General features: G+C 63.1%; 18 protein-coding genes and 2 pseudogenes. 12 read left to right on the plus strand and 8 right to left on the minus strand.

The window, feature by feature from the left end; genetic code table 11:
- Positions 1 to 16: 16 nt before the first annotated feature.
- Positions 17 to 616 (plus strand): FMN-dependent NADH-azoreductase, encoded by a 600-nt coding sequence (locus J5X93_RS06850; protein WP_090345378.1) that lies wholly within the window; start codon positions 17 to 19, stop codon positions 614 to 616.
- A gap of 196 nt (positions 617 to 812) precedes the next feature.
- Complete coding sequence (locus J5X93_RS06855) at positions 813 to 1682, plus strand: carboxylate/amino acid/amine transporter (protein ID WP_043209345.1); 870 nt, start codon at positions 813 to 815, stop codon at positions 1680 to 1682.
- A 48-nt stretch (positions 1683 to 1730) separates the two neighbouring features.
- Here the strand turns inward: J5X93_RS06855 and J5X93_RS06860 are convergent, their stop codons facing one another.
- A complete protein-coding gene (locus J5X93_RS06860) occupies positions 1731 to 3023 on the minus strand; it encodes a mechanosensitive ion channel family protein (protein ID WP_250034579.1) in 1293 nt (430 codons plus the stop codon).
- 144 nt (positions 3024 to 3167) lie between these two features.
- Between J5X93_RS06860 and J5X93_RS06865 the strand changes: the two genes are divergently transcribed.
- Complete coding sequence (locus tag J5X93_RS06865; protein ID WP_043209349.1) at positions 3168 to 4493, plus strand: DEAD/DEAH box helicase; 1326 nt, start codon at positions 3168 to 3170, stop codon at positions 4491 to 4493.
- A gap of 108 nt (positions 4494 to 4601) precedes the next feature.
- On the opposite strand, the gene J5X93_RS06870 is transcribed toward J5X93_RS06865, so the two are convergent.
- A complete protein-coding gene (locus J5X93_RS06870; protein WP_043209351.1) occupies positions 4602 to 4874 on the minus strand; it encodes a hypothetical protein in 273 nt (90 codons plus the stop codon).
- Positions 4875 to 5075: 201 nt separating this feature from the next.
- Between J5X93_RS06870 and J5X93_RS06875 the strand changes: the two genes are divergently transcribed.
- A complete protein-coding gene (locus J5X93_RS06875) occupies positions 5076 to 5468 on the plus strand; it encodes a transcriptional regulator (RefSeq protein ID WP_043209353.1) in 393 nt (130 codons plus the stop codon).
- Positions 5469 to 5574: 106 nt separating this feature from the next.
- Positions 5575 to 6501 carry a DMT family transporter gene (locus J5X93_RS06880; RefSeq protein ID WP_043209356.1) on the plus strand — a complete coding sequence of 309 codons (927 nt, stop codon included), beginning with the start codon at positions 5575 to 5577 and terminating at the stop codon, positions 6499 to 6501.
- A gap of 21 nt (positions 6502 to 6522) precedes the next feature.
- Here J5X93_RS06880 and J5X93_RS06885 read toward each other — a convergent pair whose 3' ends face one another.
- Positions 6523 to 7695: a YbfB/YjiJ family MFS transporter gene (locus tag J5X93_RS06885; RefSeq protein WP_250034581.1), complete on the minus strand. Its 1173-nt coding sequence runs from the start codon at positions 7693 to 7695 to the stop codon at positions 6523 to 6525.
- Positions 7696 to 7800: 105 nt separating this feature from the next.
- On the opposite strand from J5X93_RS06885, the gene ptrR reads away from it, so the two are divergent.
- Positions 7801 to 8694: a putrescine utilization regulator PtrR gene (gene ptrR / locus J5X93_RS06890; RefSeq protein ID WP_250034585.1), complete on the plus strand. Its 894-nt coding sequence runs from the start codon at positions 7801 to 7803 to the stop codon at positions 8692 to 8694.
- Positions 8695 to 8819: 125 nt separating this feature from the next.
- Positions 8820 to 8948, plus strand: coding sequence for a PA1414 family protein (locus tag J5X93_RS28285; protein ID WP_256543834.1), 129 nt, complete (start codon positions 8820 to 8822; stop codon positions 8946 to 8948).
- A gap of 87 nt (positions 8949 to 9035) precedes the next feature.
- Here the strand turns inward: J5X93_RS28285 and J5X93_RS06895 are convergent, their stop codons facing one another.
- Together J5X93_RS06895 and speB are read right to left on the minus strand one after the other, a co-directional pair.
- On the minus strand, positions 9036 to 10415 hold the full coding sequence (locus tag J5X93_RS06895) for a sodium:solute symporter family protein (RefSeq protein WP_043209362.1): 1380 nt from the start codon (positions 10413 to 10415) through the stop codon (positions 9036 to 9038).
- Positions 10416 to 10662: 247 nt separating this feature from the next.
- Complete coding sequence (gene speB, locus J5X93_RS06900; RefSeq protein ID WP_043209365.1) at positions 10663 to 11613, minus strand: agmatinase; 951 nt, start codon at positions 11611 to 11613, stop codon at positions 10663 to 10665.
- 225 nt (positions 11614 to 11838) lie between these two features.
- Between speB and J5X93_RS06905 the strand changes: the two genes are divergently transcribed.
- From J5X93_RS06905 to J5X93_RS06915, 4 genes and pseudogenes are all read left to right on the plus strand, one after another.
- Positions 11839 to 12732 (plus strand): LysR family transcriptional regulator, encoded by an 894-nt coding sequence (locus J5X93_RS06905; RefSeq protein WP_043209367.1) that lies wholly within the window; start codon positions 11839 to 11841, stop codon positions 12730 to 12732.
- Between the two features lie 143 nt (positions 12733 to 12875).
- Positions 12876 to 13151: pseudogene (locus J5X93_RS28515) on the plus strand (PAS domain-containing protein); the annotation flags it as partial.
- Between the two features lie 303 nt (positions 13152 to 13454).
- Positions 13455 to 14435: pseudogene (locus J5X93_RS28520) on the plus strand (methyl-accepting chemotaxis protein); the annotation flags it as partial.
- A 75-nt stretch (positions 14436 to 14510) separates the two neighbouring features.
- Positions 14511 to 15104: a tRNA-uridine aminocarboxypropyltransferase gene (locus tag J5X93_RS06915; protein ID WP_250034587.1), complete on the plus strand. Its 594-nt coding sequence runs from the start codon at positions 14511 to 14513 to the stop codon at positions 15102 to 15104.
- A gap of 7 nt (positions 15105 to 15111) precedes the next feature.
- Here the strand turns inward: J5X93_RS06915 and J5X93_RS06920 are convergent, their stop codons facing one another.
- Positions 15112 to 15996 carry a LysR substrate-binding domain-containing protein gene (locus J5X93_RS06920; protein ID WP_043209372.1) on the minus strand — a complete coding sequence of 295 codons (885 nt, stop codon included), beginning with the start codon at positions 15994 to 15996 and terminating at the stop codon, positions 15112 to 15114.
- A 149-nt stretch (positions 15997 to 16145) separates the two neighbouring features.
- On the opposite strand from J5X93_RS06920, the gene ydiJ reads away from it, so the two are divergent.
- The gene (gene ydiJ / locus J5X93_RS06925) at positions 16146 to 19166 is read left to right on the plus strand and encodes a D-2-hydroxyglutarate dehydrogenase YdiJ (protein WP_102081350.1); all 3021 of its coding nucleotides are present in this window, start codon (positions 16146 to 16148) and stop codon (positions 19164 to 19166) included.
- A gap of 105 nt (positions 19167 to 19271) precedes the next feature.
- On the opposite strand, the gene J5X93_RS06930 is transcribed toward ydiJ, so the two are convergent.
- Together J5X93_RS06930 and J5X93_RS28290 are read right to left on the minus strand one after the other, a co-directional pair.
- Entirely contained in the window at positions 19272 to 20471 is a 1200-nt protein-coding gene (locus J5X93_RS06930; protein ID WP_250034589.1) for an MFS transporter, read from the minus strand.
- 102 nt (positions 20472 to 20573) lie between these two features.
- Complete coding sequence (locus J5X93_RS28290) at positions 20574 to 20702, minus strand: hypothetical protein (protein WP_256543836.1); 129 nt, start codon at positions 20700 to 20702, stop codon at positions 20574 to 20576.
- Between the last annotated feature and the right edge of the window lie 100 nt (positions 20703 to 20802).

Consider the following 20802-nt stretch of genomic DNA (forward strand, 5'->3'; position numbering starts at 1 on the left):
GCCGATGGAGGCTCCCATGTCCCGCGTACTGATCATTGAAAGCAGCGCCCGCCAGCAGGATTCCGTTTCTCGTCAATTGACCCGCGACTTCATCCAGCAATGGCAGGCCGCTCATCCGAGCGATGAAATCAGTGTGCGCGACTTGGCGGTTACCCCTGTACCGCACCTGGACGCGGACCTGCTCGGTGGTTGGATGAAGCCACAGGAGCAGCGCTCGCCGACCGAGCTTCAGGCTCTGGCTCGCTCCAATGAATTGACCGATGAACTGCTGGCCGCTGACGTGCTGGTGATGGCTGCGCCCATGTACAACTTCACCATCCCCAGCACGCTGAAGGCTTGGCTGGACCATGTACTGCGTGCCGGCATCACCTTCAAGTACACCCCGACCGGCCCGCAGGGCCTGCTGACTGGCAAGCGCGCCATTGTGCTCACTGCCCGTGGCGGCATTCATGCCGGTGCCAGCACCGACCACCAGGAACCCTACCTGCGCCAGGTCATGGCCTTCATCGGCATCCACGACGTTGAGTTCATTCACGCCGAAGGTTTGAACATGAGCAGCGATTTCCACGAGAAGGGCCTGAATCAGGCCAAGGCCAAGCTGGCGGCAGTGGCCTGACACGCAACGCATTCCCAACCCCTGACACCTGTCGCTCCTTTGGGTGTATCCGCCCGGCCATATGATGGCCGGGCTTTTTTTTGCCGCGTCAGCCGAGGCCACTGCCTTGTGTTCCCGGCGCTAGCCGAAGCCTTGATAGTTGAACGACGGCAGGCCAACCGGCTAAGGTCGCCGCCTTGATTCACGAGAGGCAATCATGGGCTATCTGATAATCGTCGCGCTGATCCAGGCGTTCTCCTTCAACCTGATCGGGGTCTACCTGGCCGGCAACGTGGACAGCTACTTCGCAGTGCTGGCACGGGTGGTGCTGGCGCTGCTGGTGTTCCTGCCACTGACCCGCTGGCGCCAGGTGGAGCCGCGCTTCATGCGTGCGATGCTGTTGATCGGGGCGCTGCAGTACGGCATCACCTATGTCTGCCTGTACCTGAGCTTCCGCGTGCTGACGGTGCCGGAAGTGCTGCTGTTCACCATCCTCACACCGCTGCATGTGACCTTGATCGAAGATGCGCTCAACCGCCGCTTCAACGCTTGGGCCTTGCTGGCTGCGCTGGTGGCGGTGGCCGGTGCCGCGGTGATCCGCTTCGACAGCATCAGTGGTGAGTTCTTCATGGGCTTTTTGTTGCTGCAGTTGGCCAACTTCACTTATGCCGCCGGCCAGGTGCTCTACCGTCATCTGGTCGCCCGGCATCCCAGTGATCTGCCGCACTACCGGCGCTTTGGCTACTTCTACCTCGGGGCGTTGATCGTCGTGCTGCCGGCCTTTGCGTTGTTCGGCAACGCCCAGCACCTGCCAAGCACCGACGTGCAATGGCTGGTGTTGTTGTTCCTCGGTTTGTTCCCGACCGCCCTTGGACTGTACTGGTGGAACAAGGGGGCCTGCCTGGTCAGTGGTGGCACACTGGCGGTAATGAACAACCTGCATGTGCCCGTGGGCTTGTTGCTCAACTTGCTGATCTGGAATCAGGACGAGCCGCTGGGGCGGCTGTTCATAGGCGGGGCGGTGATTCTGGGGTCGGTCTGGATGAGCCGGCTGGGCCTGCAGCGCCCGGCAACAGCATCTGGCTGACAGTGTCAGGGCTCGTTGGGGCCGCAGCGCGGCCCCGTTCTGCCGGCTTCAAGCCTCGGTGAGTTCACTCAGCCGTTGTGCGGAATGAGGCCTGCCAGCAAGACCCACTCGCATGTCGTTGCCGCTTGGCTGCTGATACAAGCTCAGGCCGAACTCCGGCAACACGGCCAGCAAATAGTCGAAGATATCGCCCTGGATCCGCTCGTACTCGCCCCAGGCAGTGGTGCGCGTAAAGCAGTAGATCTCCAGCGGCACGCCCTCGGCAGTGGCCTGCATCTGGCGGACCATGCAGGTCATGCCTTGCTGCACGTCGGGGTGGTTCTGCAGATAGGCCAGGGCGAAGGCGCGGAAGGTACCGATATTGGTCAATTGGCGACGGTTGGCCGACAGAGCGGCCACCGGGCCCAGCGACTCGTTCCAGGTGCTCAACTCTTTGCGCTTTTGCGCCAGGTAATCACCCAGCAGGCGGACCTGGCTCAGGCGCTGCTCCTCTTCCGGGGTAAGGAAGCGTACGCCCACAGCGTCGATGAACAGGCTGCGCTTGATGCGGCGCCCACCTGATTGCTGCATGCCGCGCCAGTTGCGGAAGGACTCGCTCATCAGGCGCCAGGTGGGGATGGAGACGATGGTCTTGTCGAAGTTCTGCACCTTGACCGTGTGCAGGGTGATGTCCACCACGTCACCATCGGCGCCCACCTGAGGCATCTCGATCCAGTCTCCGACGTGGAGCATGTCGTTGCTCGTCAGCTGCACGCTGGCGACGAACGACAGCAGCGTGTCCTTGTACACCAATAGCAGCACCGCCGACATGGCACCCAGACCGGACAGCAGCAACAGCGGCGAGCGGTCGATGAGCGTGGCGACGATGACGATGGAGGCGAAGATCCACAGCATCATCTTGGCCAGCTGCACGTAACCCTTGATGGAGCGGGTGCGGGCGTGCTCGGTTCGGGCGTAGATGTCCAGCAGGGCATCGAGCAGGCAGGAGACGGCCATGGTCATGAACAGCAGGGTGAAGGCCAGGGCGACGTTGCCGAGAAAATGCTGGGCGGTGTCGCCCAGCTCCGGCACCAGCTTGAGGCCGAACTGGATCACCAGCGAGGGGGTGGTTTGGGCCAGGCGGTGGAAGACCTTGTTGTGACGCAGGTCATCGAGCCACTTGAGCGGTTGCTGCCGAGCGAGCAACCGGCTGGCGTGCAGCATCAGAAAGCGCGCGAGGCGGCCGATGATCAGGGAAATCAACAGCAGCACCGTCAGGCCTAGCGCCGCATGCAGCATGGGGTGTTGATCGAGGGTGCCCCAGAGGTCCAGGGCGTCGTTCCAGAGTCGTTGTATATCCATGAGGGTAATAGCAGGGTCTGTGTTGCGAAAACGAGGCCCATTAGAGCGCGGATCGGCAACAAGTTGCCAAAAGAAATTCGGCGCCAGCGATGGAAAACGTTACCCTATGCAACTGAATTTCCAGCGACTGCCCGAGGTACATCCGTGTTTTCCCAATTCGCCCTGCACGAACGCCTGCTCAAAGCTGTGGCCGAGCTGAACTTTGTCGAGCCGACTCCGGTGCAGGCAGCGGCCATTCCCCTGGCCCTGCAAGGGCGTGACCTGCGGGTGACCGCGCAGACCGGCAGCGGCAAGACCGCTGCCTTCGTGCTGCCATTGCTCAATCGCTTGGTCGATCTGCGCGAGCGCCGCGTCGAGATCCGCGCGCTGATCCTGCTGCCGACCCGTGAGCTGGCCCAGCAGACCCTCAAAGAGGTGCAGCGCTTCTCCCAGTTCACCTACGTCAAGTCGGGCTTGGTTACCGGTGGCGAGGACTTCAAGGAGCAGGCCGCACTGTTGCGCAAGGTCCCGGACGTGCTGATCGGTACCCCGGGTCGTCTACTGGAACATCTCAATGCCGGCAACCTGGACCTGTCCCATGTCCAGGTGCTGGTACTGGACGAGGCCGACCGCATGCTGGACATGGGCTTTGCCGAGGACATGGAGCGCCTGTGCAAAGAATGCGAAAACCGTGAGCAGACCCTGCTGTTCTCTGCCACAACCGGTGGTGCAGCCCTGCGCGACATCATCGGCAAGGTGCTGAAGGATCCTGAGCACCTGATGCTCAACAGCGTGTCGCAGCTCTCCGAGGGCACCCGCCAGCAGATCATCACCGCCGACCACGACCAGCACAAAGAGCAGATCGTCCAGTGGCTGCTGGCCAACGAGACCTACCAGAAGGCGATCATCTTCACCAACACCCGTGCCCTGGCCGACCGGATCTACGGTCACCTGGTGGCCAAGGATGTGAAGGCCTTCGTGTTGCACGGCGAGAAGGACCAGAAGGACCGCAAGCTGGCGATCGACCGTTTCAAACAAGGCGGTTCCAAGGTCCTGGTGGCGACTGACGTGGCCGCGCGTGGCCTGGACATCGATGGTCTGGACCTGGTGATCAACTTCGACATGCCGCGCAGTGGCGACGAGTATGTACACCGCATCGGTCGTACTGGGCGCGCAGGTGCCGAGGGCTTGGCGATCTCGCTGATCTGCCACAACGACTGGAACCTGATGTCGAGCATCGAGCGCTACCTCAAGCAGCAGTTCGAGCGCCGGGTCATCAAAGAGGTCAAAGGCACCTACAGCGGGCCGAAGAAGGTCAAGGCCTCGGGCAAGGCCGCCGGTACCAAGAAGAAAAAGATCGAGAAGAAGGCAGGCGAGAAGAAAGGCGCCACCGCCAAGCGCAAGCCGGCCGCCAAGCCCAAGTCCAAGGCGCCTTTGGCCAGTGCCGATGGCATGGCCCCGCTGAAGAAACGCGCGCCCAAGGCGGAGTAAGCTCATCAGGGCCGCTGCGCGGCCCTTTGCGGATCAACCCGCTCCCACCACCTGGGGGGGGCGTCATCCTTGTGGAAGCGGGTTTGCCGTGAAAGGGCCTTCAGCGGGTTAGTCTGCCTTTTTCTCCGCTGCTTTGAGTTCCTGGATTCGCTTGTCGATCAGCTGGCACTTGTCCGGCAGGTCCTTGCTGGCCGTGCCCAGATCCATCCCCTGCAACTCCTCGTTGATTTCCTTGGCCTTCTGCGGATTCTGCTCCGTCAACTGGGTCACCAGCCCGGCCAGCTCCTCGCGTTTCTGAGTCGCTTCTTCCGGTGTGCAGGCCCAGCCGGGCAAGGCGTAGAGCAATGCACTCGCGCACATGAAGGGCAGTAAGCGTTTCATCCATTTTCCTCCCGAGTGGGGTGTACGCGGTTGAAAGACGGGAACTCTGGAAGTTCAACGAGATGGCATGGGTGGCATTGACCCTGACAGAGCGCTGTATGTCCCAGCGGCTTTTTAGCCATCCGATTTCGCCGGAACACCCATCACCACTCACCGGTCCCATGCTGTGTACCCCACACGTTCACAGCAGGAGGCCACCACATGAGCACCTATGACTGGGACCTGATCGAACGCTTGTTGCATGAAGTGCAGAACAGCGCAGGCCACAGCTTCACGCCACGTCCCTATGCCGAGCAGCATGCGGCTGCCCTGGCCGCCGCCGGTCAGCCGGTGGGCGATCTGGATCATCTCAAGACGCGGGCCTGCGAGTACGAGAAGATCCTCTTCGAGCGCGGTTACATCGAAAGCCGTCCGGAGGAGGACGGCGGTAATGGCGAGAATTTCGTTCTCACCGAGCGTGGCTCGCGCCTGCTCAGCCTGATCGACAGCAGCATCCCTGGGTTCGAGCATCCGCGTCAGGTGCTGGACGAACAGGACGACGCCCTCGATGAGGCGACTTTCGAACAGGTGGCCACCAAGGCGCAAATCGCTTGAGGTCGTTTTGAGACTGGCATGGGCACCCTGGCAAACCCGATAATCGGCACTCATTTGCCAGAGACAGGACCTCGCCCATGCCATCGATAGACCACGGGGGTCGCCCATGAGCGCGGCCCGCAAGAACCCCGATGCTTTTGCGTTGCAGGTCATGCTGGGCCTGTGCCTGATCTGGGGCAGCCAGCAGGTGATGATCAAATGGGCCGCCAGCGACATTGCGCCGGTGATGCAGGCGGCGTTGCGTTCCGGGATCGCCGCGGTGCTGGTGGGGCTGCTGGTCTGCTGGCGCGGCGGCTGGTCCATGGTGGGCAGCACCTGGCGGGCGGGCATGTTGGCCGGCGCCTTGTTTGGCCTGGAGTTCTTGTTCATCGCCGAGGGGCTGAAGCTGACATCGGCGGCGCACATGTCGGTGTTTCTCTACACTGCCCCGGTGTTCACAGCCCTGGGGTTGCATTTCACGCTGCCAAGCGAGCGCCTGCGGCTGCTGCAGTGGCTGGGCATCCTGTTGGCTTTCGCCGGGATCGCCACGGCGTTCGCCGGCGGAATGTCGCTGAGCCAACTGGATGGGCGAATGTTGCTCGGTGACGCCTTGGGCGTGCTGGCGGGCCTGGCCTGGGGCGCGACCACTGTGGTGGTGCGTGGGTCGCGACTGTCGGAAGCCCCGGCCGATCTGACCCTGTTCTATCAGTTGCTGGTGGGCTTTGTCGGGTTGCTGCTGATTGCGCTGGTCAGCGGCCAGATCGGCAGGGTTGCGTTCACACCGGTAGCCGTTGGCAGCGTGTTGTTCCAAGCGGTGGTGGTGTCCTTCATCAGTTACCTGACCTGGTTCTGGTTGCTGCGCAAGTACCTGGCCTCCAACCTGGCGGTGTTTTCCTTCATCACGCCGTTGTTCGGCGTGACCTTCGGCGTGCTGTTGCTGGGCGAGCCCTTGAGCCTGAACTTCGTGTTGGGCGCATTGATGGTCCTGGGCGGGGTCATCCTGGTCAGCGCCGAACCCTGGGTGCGTCAGCAGTTACGCAGATTCGTGGGCTGATGGAACGAACACGATCGGACTTCAGGAACTGGTGCAGGCCCTTGGCGTGCTGACCTGGGCGGCGCTGATGCCGGTCAGCGCCAATACACCGGCCAACCCCAGCCCGCCTGCGGCGAGCATCAAGGCAGGCTGCAGCCCGCCCCAATAGTGAGTGCTCGCTGCTGCCAGCAAGGGGCCGCTGAGCTGCCCCAACGCGAAACAGGCGGTCAACAGGCCGGCATTCCGTTGGGTCGCATGGGGCGCCAACTCTCGCGAGCGCTGCATTACCAGCTGCATGCATGCCAGGAAGGGGGCGCCACACAGCAGCACGCCCAAGGCCAGGCCAAGACCGTCGCCCAGCAAGCACGCCAGCACACCCAGGCCCTGCAACCACAAAGTCGCGCTCAGCCAGGTGGATGTCCGGGTGGGGCGCCGCAGATTGACCAGCACCACGCCCAATGCTGCCGCCAGGCCGAACGCCGGCCAGAACAGATCGGCCGCCCAATGTCCCTGAAACTGACGGCTGGCCATCTGTGACAGAAAAGTCGCCGGCAGGATGTAGCCGATGCCATACAGGGCGTAGATCACGCCCAGCCGTCCGATCCCGGTGGTGGGTACAGCTGCGCTGTCGGTCATGCCCGACGGCACCTTCGTGGCCTGCGGCTGCGGCAGCCAGGGCAATACGGCCAACAGCACGACCAGCGCCGCCACCGCATAGATCAGCCAAAGGGCGGCCGACCCCAGCCCCAGCAAGTGTGCGCCCAGGGCCAGCAGGCCGGTCAAGGCGATACCCACGCCTGGCCCGGCGAATACCAGGGCGCCGAGGCGAGGACGGCCGTATGCGGTGGCCACTTGCTGACTGAGACTGGTGATCATCACCAACACCCAGGCGCTGGCCACCCCTGTGCCGAAGCGCAGGAGCATATGACCCCAGAAGCCATCGGCAGCCCAGGAGGCGAGGGTCAGCAACACGCATAGCCAGAGGCCGGCATGCAGACGCAGGCGCACTTGGCCCGGCTGACGGGCGAACATGCTGTCGACCGCGCCGAGAAAATAGCCCAGGTAGTTGGCCGCTGCGACCAGGCCGCCTGCGGTCAGGTCGAGCTGACCTTCGGTGATCAGGCGTGGCAGTTGCGGGGTGAGGGCGAAGCGGCCGATGCCCATGGCCATCATCAAGGCCATGGCGCTGGCCAGCAGTTGCACTAAGGGTGACATGGCGGCGTCTCCTGCCAGACGAAAATGATGAGGGCAGGTTAGAGGGGATTGACTTTCAATAAAATTGAATAATGATGATCAAGTTATTCTGTTTTGGAGAATGCCATGGAGTTCAGCCAACTGCGCATCTTCCAGGCCGTGGCCGAGGAGGGGTCGGTCACGCGTGCTGCCGAGCGCTTGCATCGGGTGCCTTCGAACCTGTCGACGCGCCTGCGTCAGTTGGAAGAGCAACTGGGGGTGGAACTGTTCGTGCGCGAGCGCCAGCGTTTGCAGTTGTCTCCGGCAGGCAAGGTCCTGCTGGACTACGCCAATCGTCTGTCGACCCTGCGCGATGAGGCGGTCGCTGCGGTGCAGGGCGGTCAACCGGCAGGCGACTTCGTCCTCGGTACCATGTACAGCACCGCGGCGACGCATTTGCCGCCGTTGCTGGCGCGTTATCACCAAACCTACCCGGCGGTGAACCTGCAGGTGCAAGCCGCGCCCAGTGGTGAATTGTTGGAGGGGTTGCTGGCCCACCGGTTGGACGCAGCGCTGGTGGACGGCCCGCTGAGCCTGGCCGGGCTCGATGGCGTGCCGTTGTGCGAGGAGGTGCTGGTGCTGATCACCCGCCCGGAACATCCGCCGGTTCACAGCGCGCGGGACGTCGCGGGGCGTGCAGTGTTCGCGTTCCGGCAGGGCTGTTCCTACCGCATGCGCCTGGAAGCCTGGTACGCCCATGACCACACCCCCATGGGGCGGGTGATGGAGATCGAGTCATACCAGAGCATGCTGGCGTGCGTAATTGCCGGGGCAGGGGTGGCATTGATGGCCCAGTCCATGCTCGACACCCTACCTGGTCGCGACCAGGTGCAGGCGCACCGTTTGCAGGCGCCGTTCGATCATGCAGTCACCTGGCTGATGTGGCGCCAGGGCATGCTGGGGGCCAATCTGCAGGCGTGGATCGATGTGCAACAACGGGAAACAATTGACCGACGGTCGGCACGTGCCATTTCCGCTTGATCCGCGTCAAACTCGCCCCTATCTGTAGGATCAGAGGCATGCGCGATGTAGGACATCGGGCTATGATCTGTATGAAGCATCGAAGGACTGAATCGCCGTGAGGTTGACCCGTTAAGGGGGCATTTATGAACAATCGAATGTACAACTGGCTCCATGACCTTGCCGTCGCCCTGGGCTTGCTCCCACCTCCGCTGCAACCGGTGCCGATTCCTACCGACGAAGAGCAGCGCAAGCGCCAACCGCGTCGCCGCTGAAACGAAAAGGCCGCCGCATCTGACGATGCCGCGGCCTTTGCTTTTTCTTGCCTGGCGCCCGTCGGGGCGCCAAGCGTTCGCTTTACATCACGCCAGGTTGACGGTTGCCACCGGGCGGCGCGACAGCAGGCTGACCACCACGAAGCTCACCAGGCCGATCGCCAGGCTGTAGTAGATCGGCGAGTTGGCATCCAGACCGTCCTTGAACATGAAGAACAGTGCGGTAGCGAAGCCCAGCGCCATGCTGGTGATGGCGCCTGCGGTGGTGGCGCGCTTCCAGAAGATCGCCCCGATCAGCGGAATCAACATGCCGCCGACTAGCAAGTTGTAGGCCAGGGTCAAGGCGCTGATCACATCGTTCACCGCCAGGGCGATGCCCAGTACCACCAGACCGGTGAGGAGGGTGAACAGGCGGTTGACGCCCAGGCTCGATTGCTTGCCGCCACGCAGTTTAGGCAGCAGGTCTTCGGTCAGGGTGGTCGAGGCCGCCAACAGGCCTGCGCTGGCGGTGGACATCATCGCTGCGAGGGCAGCAGCCATCAGCAGGCCACGGACCCCTTCTGGCAGTTGGCCCTTGATCATTTCGGCGAAGGCATTGTTCGGGTTGGCCAGGTCAGGCAGCAACACGTGGGCAGCCATGCCGATCAGGGCGCAGGCCAGGCCGTACAGGACGCAGTAGATACCGGCGACAGTACCGGCGCGCTGGCAGACCTTCTCGTCACGGGCGGTGAACACACGTTGCCAGATGTCCTGGCCGATCAGGATGCCGAAGAAGTAGATCAGGAAGTAAGTGATGATGGTGTCCCAGCCGATGGTGGTCCAGCTGAAGCTGGCCGCCGGCAGCTTGGCTACCAGGGTGTCCCAGCCACCGGCCTTGTACAGGCAGATCGGCAGCAGAATGAACATCAGGCCCACGGTCTTGATGATGAACTGGACGATGTCGGTCAACGTCAGCGACCACATGCCGCCGATGGTCGAGTACACCACCACTACGCCACCGCCGAACAGCAGGGCCATCCAGAACGGTACATCCAGCAGCACTTGCAGCACGGTGCCCATGGCCAGGGTCGAAGTGACCGCGATCATCAAGGCATAGGCGAGCATGATCGCTGCGCTGGCCTGACGGGCCATCGGATTGTAGCGGCGCTCCAGAACCTGGGTGACGGTGAAGATCTTCAGGCGCAGCAGGGGTTTGGCGAGGAACAGGTTCAGGGCGATGATCCCCAGACCCAGGGCCGCACACAGCCAGAAGCCGGAAATGCCGTGGACGTAGCCCAGGCGCACGGTGCCGACAGTGGAAGCGCCGCCCAGCACGGTGGTGGCCATGGTGCCCATGTACAAGGTAGGGCCGAGGTTGCGCCCTGCCACCAGGTAGTCTTCATGGGTTTTCGCGCGTCGCATGCCATACCAGCCGAGGCCGAGCATGCCTGCGGCATAGATCAGTACAACGAAGATGTCCAAGGCCATTGGGGGTCTCCCGATTATCTTTATTATGGCGAGATCGACCGTCCGGGCGGTTCATGGCGCCCAGCGGTCTTGTCTTGTGTTGACGGGCCTCTATGGCCCTTCCTAATGGCTCCTGCCGCAGGTATTGCGTTCACGTCCTTCGTCGGTGCGGGCTGGCCCGGCGATCACGGTCGCGAGGACTGCATGGCCGGTCATGCCATCGTCATCGCAAGGCAGCCTGCGCCTACAAAGGTGTGTGACTACTCGCTCAGCGGCGTACCACGCCCGGCAGAACGCAGAGCATCTCGAACAGCAGGTTCGCGCCGAGCAGTGAGGTGTTACCGGTGGTGTCGTAGGGCGGCGAGACTTCGACCAGGTCGCAGCCGATCAGGTCCAGGCCGTGGCAGCCACGGATGATCTCCATCGCCTGGATGGTGGTCAGGCCACCGATTTCCGGGGTGCCGGTGCCAGGCGCCCAGGCTGGGTCGATGCCGTCGATGTCGAACGACAGGTACACCGGACCGCCACCGACCTTTTCACGTACTTCGGCCATCAGCGGCTCCAGCGACTTGTGCCAGCACTCTTCGGCCTGCACGACGCGGAAACCTTGACGACGGCTCCAGTTGAAGTCATCGGCGGTATAGCCCTGGGCGCGCAGGCCGATCTGCACTACGCGGTCGCAGTCGAGCAGGCCTTCTTCCACGGCGCGGCGGAAGGTGGTGCCGTGGGCGATCTTCTCACCGAACATATGATCGTTGACGTCGGCGTGGGCGTCGATATGCACCAGGCCGATCTTGCCGTGCTTTTTGTGCAGCGCACGCAGGATCGGCAGCGTGATGGTGTGGTCGCCACCGAGGGTCAGGGGGATGATGTTGTGCTCGAGGATCTCGTCGTAGGCCTCTTCGATGATGCGCACGGCGTCGAGCAGGTTGAAGGTGTTGATCGCCACGTCACCGATGTCGGCGACCGACAGCGAATCGAACGGAGCGGCTCCGGTCGCCATGTTGTACGGACGGATCATCACCGACTCGGCGCGGATCTGACGCGGACCGAAACGAGTGCCCGAGCGCAGCGAAGTGCCGATGTCCAGCGGTACGCCAATGAACGCGGCGTCCAGGCCTTCGGCGCTTTGCAGGTGGGGGAGACGGAGCATGGTGGCGATGCCGCCGAAACGCGGCATTTCGTTGCCGCCCAGTGGTTGGTGGAGAATCTTTTCCACGGTGGGCCTCATCAGTCGGTCGATTGTTTTGTTTGTTCGAACCTGTGCCGCAGCGTGCCAGGCAGGCAAGGAGACGCCGGCGGGCAGGGACATTGGGAGCCAGTCTGCGCAAGGTAGTGGGCAGGAGGAATCGCTACAGACAAATACTTACTTCAGGATTTTCTAAACTATCCGTTCACAGCGGGTTAGACTCTGGTGATTTCCACCCTGCGGAACCGTTGCACCATGGCTTCTTCACTGCCCGACCTGAAACTGCTGCGTATCTTCGTCAGCGTGGTACGCCACCAGGGCTTCGCCAATGCCCAGCGCGAACTGAACCTCTCCACATCGGCCATCAGCACTTACATGAGCCAGTTGGAAAGCGCCTTGGGCATCGTCCTGTGTCACCGTGGCCGTGGCGGTTTCAGCCTGACTAGCAAAGGCGAGCTATTCCACCAGGAGACCTTGCGCCTGCTGGCCGAACTCGATGGCTTCGAGCAATACGCCGCGGCGCTCAAGGGCGAGCTGCGCGGTACCCTCAATCTCGGGGTGATCGACTCCACCGTGGGCGACCGCGCCCTGCCGCTGGCCGAGGCCATCGGGGCCTATAGCCAGGAGCATCCGGCGGTGCATCTGCACCTGTCGGTCTCCAGCCCCTATGAGTTGCAACTGGGGGTACAGGACAACCGCCTGGACCTGGCCATCGGCGCCTTCTCTTCGCGCATGAGCGGTCTGGTGTATCAGCCGTTGTACCGCGAGCAGCACTGGCTGTACTGCAGCAGCCGGCACCCGTTGTTCGGCGAGCGGCGGGTGCCGGAAGAAGTGATCACCCAACAACGCATGGTGGGGCGGGGCTACTGGAGCCAAGCGGAGCTGGCGCGCCACGGTTTCAAGCACAGCGCGGCGACGGTTGAGAGCATGGAGGCCCAGTTGATTCTCATCCTCTCCGGCGCCTATATCGGTTATCTGCCCGAACACTATGCCCAGGCCTGGGTCGACAAGGGAGACCTGCGCGTCCTGTCGCCTGCCACCTTTGGCTATCAGGCGCCGTTTTCGTTGATCATCCGCCGTGGGCGTAGCCGCGAGCCCTTGATCCAGACCTTCCGTGACCTGCTCAAGTCGCAACTGAATGTCAGTTAAAAAACGTCGCTTTTAGAACATTGCGTCAGGCTGTGTAAATTTCCTGGGAGGCATGCGACTGGAGTGATGGCGTTCTGCTAAATATCTATTTGCTTTGATGAAATTTCCCATCATCTAACAAAGCAAGGACTGCCCAGATGCGCATGAATTTGCCCGTCACAGAGCAAGAAAGAACCTTCCCGTCCGACCAGCGGCTCATTTCCACCACCGACCTGAACAGCCGCATTACCTATTGCAATGACGCGTTCGTGGCCATCAGCGGTTTTACCTACGACGAACTGGTGGGGCAGCCGCACAACCTGGTGCGGCACCCCGACATGCCACCGTCGGTGTTTGGCCACATGTGGGAAACCATCAAGCAGGGCAAACCTTGGATGGGGGTGGTCAAGAACCGCGCCAAGAACGGTGATTTCTATTGGGTCAGCGCCTACGTCACGGCCATCTATGAAAATGGCCGGATCAGCGGCTACGAGTCGGTACGTTCGGTCCCGACCCGTGACCAGATTCGCCGTGCCGAGGCGCTTTATGCGCGTTTGCGTGGCGGACGTTCGGCAGTGCCTTGGGCCGCACGCCTCGGGTCCGGGCTGCAACATGGCTTGCCGCTGATTGGCGCAGGTCTCGCGTCGGCCGCCGCTTATCTCTGGTTACCGCAGTACGCGGCGCTGGGCGTGCTGATGGCCAGCATGCTGGGGGCCTGGTACTGGATCGAACACCGGCAGAACCAAGCCATTCGCCGGACCTTGGCCGAGCACCCCAAGGCGTTCACCAGCCCGTTGGTGGCCCTGACCTACAGCGACAACCCTGGTCTGCAAGGGCAGTTGGACTTGGCCATCATCAGTGAAGAGGCTCGCCTGCAAACAGCCCTGACCCGTCTGGTGGATGCCGGCGTCGGGGTCAAGTCGCGGGCGGCGGAGTCGGCCGGTTTGTCCGATGCCCAGGCGCAGATGCTCGACCGCCAGCGCAGCGAGACCGACCAGTCGGCCACCGCCATCGCCCAGATGGCCGCAACCATCCAGCAAGTTACCCACAACGTGCAAAGCACCGCTCACGCCGCCAGCGATGCCGATCATCTGGCCCAGCAAGGCAGTGAGCTGGCGCAACAGAGTCTGAAGGCCATGGGCAGCATGAGCGATGCGGTCAACGACATCGGGCAGGCGGTCAATGCGCTGGCCGAACAGACCCAGTCGATCGGCAGCGTGGTGGATGTGATCACTTCCATTGCCGAGCAGACCAACCTGCTGGCGCTCAACGCAGCGATCGAGGCCGCGCGGGCGGGCGAGCAGGGGCGTGGGTTCGCGGTGGTGGCCGATGAAGTACGTTCCCTGGCCCAGCGCACCCGTGCTTCCACCGACGAAATCCATCACATCATCGCCTCGCTGCGTTCGGGCGCCGAGCGGGCGGTCACCACCGCCAACCGCGGCGAGCAGATTTCCCGAGACAGCGTGCACAGCGTCGAAGCGGTCCAGGAGGCGTTGTCCGGTATCGTCCAGGCGGTCAGCCGTATCACTGGCATGAGCCAGCAGATGGCAACGGCCTCGGAGCAGCAGAGCCATGTCGCCGAGGACATCAATCAGCAGATCGTGCGGATCGCCCACTTGTGCGACGAGAGCGCCGGGCAGGCCAAGCAGGGCGCGCAGATCAGCCAGGACCTCGAACGCATGGCCGAGTACCTGCACAGCCTGGCCGAACGATTCAATCGCTGAAAATTCACCTCTCCCACAGGGATGTGGGGCTTTTCCGAGCGGCTGTGGCACACTGCGCCGGGTAAGGAGAAGCCGATGTCCAGACCCCGCTGCGAACGCTGCCAGCGTCCGCTCGATCACTGCCTTTGCCCATTGATTCCCAGCCTCGACAGCAGGACCCGCGTGGTCCTGCTGCAGCATCCCAGCGAAGTGTCCCATGCTTTGAACACCGCACGCCTGGCCGCGCTTGGCCTGGTGAACGCCGAACTGCGGGTAGGCGAGGTATTCGATGACCTGCCGGCGCTGCTCGCCACACCCGGGTACCGGCCGGTGCTGTTGTTCCCAGGGGAGCAGGCGCAGGTGTTGTCGGCTTACGAAATCGCAGACGATACGCCGCTGTTGTTGATCGTGCCCGATGGCACTTGGCGCAAGGCACGCAAGCTGCTGTATCTCAATCCGCTGCTCGACGCGTTGCCACGGGTGACCCTGGGTCAGGTACCGCCCTCACGCTACCGGTTGCGCAAGGCGCCGGAGCCGGGCGCCTTGTCGACCATCGAGGCCGTGGTCGAAGCCTTGAATGCCCTGGAGGGCGTTGGGCGTTTCGATGCGCTGTGCCGGCCTTTCGATGCCTTGATCGAAGGGCAGATCGAGGCGATGGGGCGGGAGACGTTCGAGCGCAATCACGGCTAGGCGGCGATCAGATCTGTTCCAGCAACCACCCCCGGAACGCCCGCAGCGAGGGCAGCGCCTCGTTGCGCGGTGGATAGATCAGGTAATAGCTGCGCTGGCTGGCAAAGGCGCCCCCGGCGCTGACCAGCTCACCGCTGGCCAATTCTTCTTCCACCAGGATCCGCGGTACCAGGCCGATGCCGATTCCCGCCCGTACGGCCTGGATCAGATGCGATGTCAGCTCGAAGCTTGGCCCCAGGCGCATGCTGCGATGGGGCAGGCCATGGTGGGAGAACCACTCGCCCCACGCATGCGGGTTGTTGGCGACGTTGAGCAGCACTTGTTCGCTGATGCGCGCAGGGTCCCAGCCTTGGACATCGTCCGCAGCCGTTGGTGGCAGGATGACGACCAGCTCTTCGGCATGCAGCCGATGGCAGATCAGTCCCGGCAGGTCATGGGTGGCGACACCGATGGCGGCGTCGATTTCGCTGGTGTCGAAGTTGATCGCTTCGATCCGTGAATGGATGTGCACCAGCATCCCGGGGTGCGCGGTATAGAACGCATGCAGGCGTGGCAGCAGCCATTTGGAGCCGAAGGTCGGCAAGGTAGCCAGGCGCAAGGTACCGACGCCCGACTGGTAAGCCAGGGCCTGCAAGGTGGCGCTGCGGATGCGCCCCAGGGCTTCGCTGAGCTCGCGCTGATACAGGCGGCCTACGTCGGTCAGCTGGACCTGGCGCCCTTCACGGCGAAACAGCGTCAAACCCAGCTGCTGCTCCAGCGCCTGCACCTGTCGGCTGACCGCGCTCTGGGTCAGGGACAGTTCGGCAGCAGCGCGGGTGTAGCTCTCATGTCGGGCGGCGGCCTCGAAGGCCAGCAGTAACGACATCGATGGGGTCAGGTGGCGGTAATTCATTCGCAAAACTCATCGATAGCGGCAGGAATATCCGTTTGCCCTTGGCTGGAAACTACAGGAACATTGGCGCATTCGTCATCCCTGCACAGTCCATCCATGCCGGAGTGACAGTATTTCCGTGAATTTGCCTATATAGAGGCCATCCTTCGATGATCGCCCAGCTGTCGACCCGTGCGCCCGCCGCCCACTACCCAGAATTCCTCGAAGCGCTGCGCAACAGCGGCTTCCGTGGCCAGATCAGCGCCGACTACGGCACCCGTACCGTGCTTGCCACGGACAACTCCATCTACCAGCGCCTGCCCCAGGCGGCGGTGTTCCCGATGGACGCCGACGATGTCGCCCGGGTTGCCACCTTGATGGCCGAGCCACGGTTCCGTCAGATCAAGCTGACCCCGCGTGGTGGCGGCACCGGCACCAACGGCCAGTCGCTCACCGACGGTATCGTTGTCGACCTGTCGCGGCACATGAACAAGATCCTTGAGATCAACGTCGAGGAGCGTTGGGTCCGGGTTCAGGCCGGCACCGTCAAGGACCAGCTCAACGCTGCGCTCAAACCCCATGGGCTGTTCTTCGCCCCGGAGCTGTCCACCTCCAACCGTGCCACCGTCGGTGGCATGATCAACACCGACGCCAGCGGCCAAGGCAGCTGCACCTACGGCAAGACCCGCGACCACGTGCTCGAACTGCACAGCATCCTGCTCGGCGGTGAGCGTCTGCACAGCCTGCCGATTGACGATGCCACGCTGGAGCAGGCCTGCGCTGCGCCCGGCCGGGTCGGTGAGGTGTACCGCATGGCCCGGGAGATCCAGCAAACCCAGGGCGAGCTGATCGAGAGCACTTTCCCCAAGCTAAACCGCTGCCTGACCGGCTACGACCTGGCGCACCTGCGCGACGAACAGGGCCGTTTCAACCTCAACAGCGTGCTGTGCGGCGCTGAGGGCTCGCTGGGCTATGTGGTCGAGGCCAAGCTCAACGTGCTGCCGATTCCGAAGTACGCTGTGCTGGTGAACGTGCGCTATACCAGCTTCATGGATGCCCTGCGCGATGCCAACGCGCTGATGGCGCACAAGCCATTGTCGATCGAGACCGTCGATTCCAAGGTGCTGATGCTGGCGATGCAGGACATCGTCTGGCACAGCGTCGCTGAATACTTTCCGGCCGACCCCGAGCGTCCGACCCTGGGCATCAACCTGGTCGAGTTCTGCGGTGACGAGCCGGCCGAGGTCAACGCTCGGGTCGAGGCATTCATCGCTCACTTGAAAGCCGATACCAGCGTCGAGCGCCTGGGCCATACCTTGGCCGAAGGCGCCGAGGCGGTGACCAAGGTCTATACCATGCGCAAGCGCTCGGTGGGCTTGCTGGGCAATGTCGAGGGCGAGGTTCGCCCGCAGCCGTTCGTCGAAGACACTGCGGTACCGCCGGAGCGACTGGCCGATTACATCGCTGATTTCCGTGCATTGCTCGACAGCCATGGCCTGGCCTACGGCATGTTCGGTCACGTCGATGCCGGTGTGCTGCACGTGCGCCCAGCCCTGGACATGAAGGATCCGGCCCAGGCTGCGCTGGTCAAGCCGATCTCCGATGCCGTCGCCGCATTGACTCAACGCTATGGCGGCCTGTTGTGGGGCGAGCACGGCAAGGGCCTGCGCTCGGAATACGTGCCGGAATACTTCGGCGAGCTGTACCCGGCGCTACAACGCCTCAAGGGCGCTTTCGACCCGCATAACCAGCTCAACCCGGGCAAGATCTGCACCCCGCCGGACAGCAGCGAAGGCCTGACCCCGGTCGATGGCGTGACCCTGCGCGGCGACCTGGACCGCACCATCGACGAGCGTGTCTGGCAGAGCTTTGGCAGCGCGGTGCACTGTAACGGTAACGGCGCCTGCTACAACTACGACCCCAACGACGCCATGTGCCCCTCCTGGAAAGCCACCCGCGAGCGTCAGCATTCGCCCAAGGGCCGCGCTTCGCTGATTCGCGAATGGTTGCGCTTGCAGGGCGAGGCGGATATCGATGTGCTCGCTGCCGCACGTGGCAAGGTGTCCTGGCTCAAGGGTTTGCCGGCACGCCTGCGCAATGCCCGCGCCCGTCAGCAGGGGCAGGAGGATTTCTCCCACGAGGTCTATGACGCCATGGCCGGCTGCCTGGCCTGTAAATCCTGTGCCGGACAGTGCCCAATCAAAGTCAACGTGCCGGACTTCCGCTCGCGCTTCCTCGAACTGTACCACGGCCGTTACCAGCGCCCGCTGCGCGACTACCTGATCGGTTCGCTGGAGTTCACCATCCCGTATCTGGCTCACGCGCCTGGCCTGTACAACGCCGTGATGGGCTCCAAATGGGTGAGCAAGCTATTGGCCGACAAGGTCGGCATGGTCGACAGCCCGTTGATCAGCCGCTTCAACTTCCAGTCGACCTTGACCCGCTGCCGCGTCGGTGTGGCGAGTGTGCCGGCTCTGCGCGAGCTGACCCCGGCCCAGCGCGAGCGCGCCATCGTGCTGGTTCAGGATGCCTTTACCCGTTACTTCGAGACGCCATTGCTGGCGGCCTTCATCGAGCTGGCGCATCGTCTGGGCCATCGGGTGTTCCTGGCGCCTTACAGCGCCAATGGCAAGCCGCTGCACGTGCAGGGCTTCTTGGGGGCCTTCGCCAAGGCGGCGATCCGCAATGCCACCCAGCTCAAGGCGCTGGCCGAATGCGGTGTACCGCTGGTAGGCCTGGACCCGGCCATGACCCTGGTGTATCGCCAGGAGTACCAGAAGGTCGATGGCTTGGACGGCTGTCCGAAGGTACTGTTGCCCCAGGAGTGGCTGATGGACGTGCTGCCGGAGCAGGCTGCCGTCGACGCTGGCAGCTTCCGCCTGATGGCCCACTGCACCGAGAAGACCAATGTGCCGGCCAGCACCCGGCAGTGGGAACAGGTGTTCGCGCGTCTGGGCCTGAAACTGGTCACTGAGGCTACCGGTTGCTGCGGCATGTCCGGCACCTATGGCCACGAGGCGCGCAACCAGCAGACCTCGCGGACCATCTTCGAGCAGTCCTGGGCCACCAAGCTGGACAAGGAGGGAGAGCCATTGGCCACGGGGTATTCGTGCCGCAGCCAGGTCAAGCGCATGACCGAGCGTCAGATGCGCCATCCACTGGAAGTGGTGTTGCAGTACGCGCAGCGTTAGCCGTTCTGGCCTCTTCGCAGGTAAACCCGCCCCCACAAGGATCATCGCCAACCCTTGTGGAAGCGGGCTTACCCGCGAAGAAACGGATCAGGCAGTGCAGGGCTCTCAGGTTTCGTCGGCGTGCTGGCGCGGGCGTCGTGCCTGGCGGTACAGATAGAGACTCAACACTAGCCCGCAAGCCGCCGCGCCGGCGGCGAACAGAAAGATCGAAGCAAAGCCGAAGCCCGACGCCACCGCGCCCACCAAGGGCCCGGTGATGCCCAGCGACAGATCGATGAATAGCGAATAGGCGCCCACCGCAGCCCCGCGGTTGGCAGCTGAGACTTGATTGACTGCCTCCACGCCCAGCGCCGGAAATACCAGCGAAAAACCGAAACCACTGAGGGCGGCGCCCGCCAGGGCCAGCTCCGCGCTGGTCGCCTGCCATAGCATCAACAGGCCAAGGGCTTCGACGGCCAGGCAGGCGATGGCCACGCGGAACCCGCCGATACGATTGATCAAGTGGCCGAACAACAAGCGGGCCCCGATGAAGCAGGCCCCGAACACGCTCAGGCACAGCGCTGCGTTGTTCCAGTCGCGGCTGGCGTAATAGAGCGTGATGAAGGTGGCAATGGTGCCGAAACCGATCGAGCCCAGGGCCAGCCCCGAGCCATGCGGGAATACCTTGCCCAAGACCCGTAGGAACGGTAGCCGCACGCCGGCGACGATCGGCGCGGCACGCTTGGGCCAGGCCAGCAACAGGCCGATGATCCCCAGCAGGATGATGCTCACGCCCATGCTCCACAGCCCCAGGCTTTTCACCATCAGCACTCCAAGCGGCGCACCAACCGCCAGGGCGCCATAGCTGGCGATGCCGTTCCAGGAAATCACCTTGGCGGTGTGCTCGGCACCGACCCGGCCGATGCCCCAGCCGATGGCGCCTGAGCCGACCAGGCTTTCTGCGCTGCCCAGCACCAGGCGTCCAATGAGCAGGCACGCCAGGCTCAGCCAGGGCAGGTGGGGGAAGAAGCTGCTGGCCAGCATCAGCACGCCGCTCAGGCCGCAGCCGAGCAGGCCATACATCACGGCCTTCTTGCTGCCGAGATTGTCGATGATGCGCCCGGCATGGGGGCGGCTGAGCAGGGTGGCCAGGTACTGCACGCTGATCACCAACCCCGCAACAATTGCGCTGAAACCCAGGTCGTTGTGCACATAACTCGGCAGCACGGCCAAGGGAATGCCGATGTTCAGGTAGCCGATAAAGGTGAAAAGGACGATGGAGACGACTTGCAGGGTGACCGCAAGGGGACGCGGTGAGTCGGGCATGGAGGTCTTTGGCGGGTAGAGGGTTCTGGACGGTGTGAAAACGCGATGACGGGCAAGTTCCCGCGAGTCAGCTGTTTTCACACAGTCTGGGGGATGCGCGATTTATTCCTGGTCAGCGCTGGATTGATCGTCGCCATCCTGTTCGACGGCAGGCGTCGGTTCGGTGTGGGCGGCAACGGTTTGCTCTTCGGGGTTCAGGCTTGGGAAGGGAAGATTCGGGATTTCATGCATCTCGTCGTTCCTCGCAAGTGTGAGTGAAAAGACTGCGCCAGGCGCGTGTGTGGCTTCGAAAAGCTGGGGCAGGATACAGGAGTCCGGATGACAGTTTGAG

The organism is Pseudomonas sp. BYT-1, assembly GCF_023611805.1.
GTDB lineage: Bacteria > Pseudomonadota > Gammaproteobacteria > Pseudomonadales > Pseudomonadaceae > Aquipseudomonas > Aquipseudomonas guariconensis.

Excerpts from the sequence above, each read along its gene's own strand:
- J5X93_RS06850 (WP_090345378.1), top strand. The coding sequence starts at position 17 with ATGTCCCGCGTACTGATCATTGAAAGCAGCGCCCGCCAGCAGGATTCC.
- J5X93_RS28290 (WP_256543836.1), bottom strand. The coding sequence starts at position 20,702 with ATGCATGAAATCCCGAATCTTCCCTTCCCAAGCCTGAACCCCGAAGAG.
- J5X93_RS06915 (WP_250034587.1), top strand. The coding sequence starts at position 14,511 with ATGTCCAGACCCCGCTGCGAACGCTGCCAGCGTCCGCTCGATCACTGC.
- J5X93_RS06855 (WP_043209345.1), top strand. The coding sequence starts at position 813 with ATGGGCTATCTGATAATCGTCGCGCTGATCCAGGCGTTCTCCTTCAAC.
- ptrR (WP_250034585.1), top strand. The coding sequence starts at position 7,801 with ATGGAGTTCAGCCAACTGCGCATCTTCCAGGCCGTGGCCGAGGAGGGG.
- J5X93_RS06885 (WP_250034581.1), bottom strand. The coding sequence starts at position 7,695 with ATGTCACCCTTAGTGCAACTGCTGGCCAGCGCCATGGCCTTGATGATG.
- J5X93_RS06870 (WP_043209351.1), bottom strand. The coding sequence starts at position 4,874 with ATGAAACGCTTACTGCCCTTCATGTGCGCGAGTGCATTGCTCTACGCC.
- J5X93_RS06895 (WP_043209362.1), bottom strand. The coding sequence starts at position 10,415 with ATGGCCTTGGACATCTTCGTTGTACTGATCTATGCCGCAGGCATGCTC.
- J5X93_RS06875 (WP_043209353.1), top strand. The coding sequence starts at position 5,076 with ATGAGCACCTATGACTGGGACCTGATCGAACGCTTGTTGCATGAAGTG.
- J5X93_RS06880 (WP_043209356.1), top strand. The coding sequence starts at position 5,575 with ATGAGCGCGGCCCGCAAGAACCCCGATGCTTTTGCGTTGCAGGTCATG.
- J5X93_RS06920 (WP_043209372.1), bottom strand. The coding sequence starts at position 15,996 with ATGAATTACCGCCACCTGACCCCATCGATGTCGTTACTGCTGGCCTTC.
- J5X93_RS06930 (WP_250034589.1), bottom strand. The coding sequence starts at position 20,471 with ATGCCCGACTCACCGCGTCCCCTTGCGGTCACCCTGCAAGTCGTCTCC.
- J5X93_RS28285 (WP_256543834.1), top strand. The coding sequence starts at position 8,820 with ATGAACAATCGAATGTACAACTGGCTCCATGACCTTGCCGTCGCCCTG.
- J5X93_RS06905 (WP_043209367.1), top strand. The coding sequence starts at position 11,839 with ATGGCTTCTTCACTGCCCGACCTGAAACTGCTGCGTATCTTCGTCAGC.
- J5X93_RS06860 (WP_250034579.1), bottom strand. The coding sequence starts at position 3,023 with ATGGATATACAACGACTCTGGAACGACGCCCTGGACCTCTGGGGCACC.
- ydiJ (WP_102081350.1), top strand. The coding sequence starts at position 16,146 with ATGATCGCCCAGCTGTCGACCCGTGCGCCCGCCGCCCACTACCCAGAA.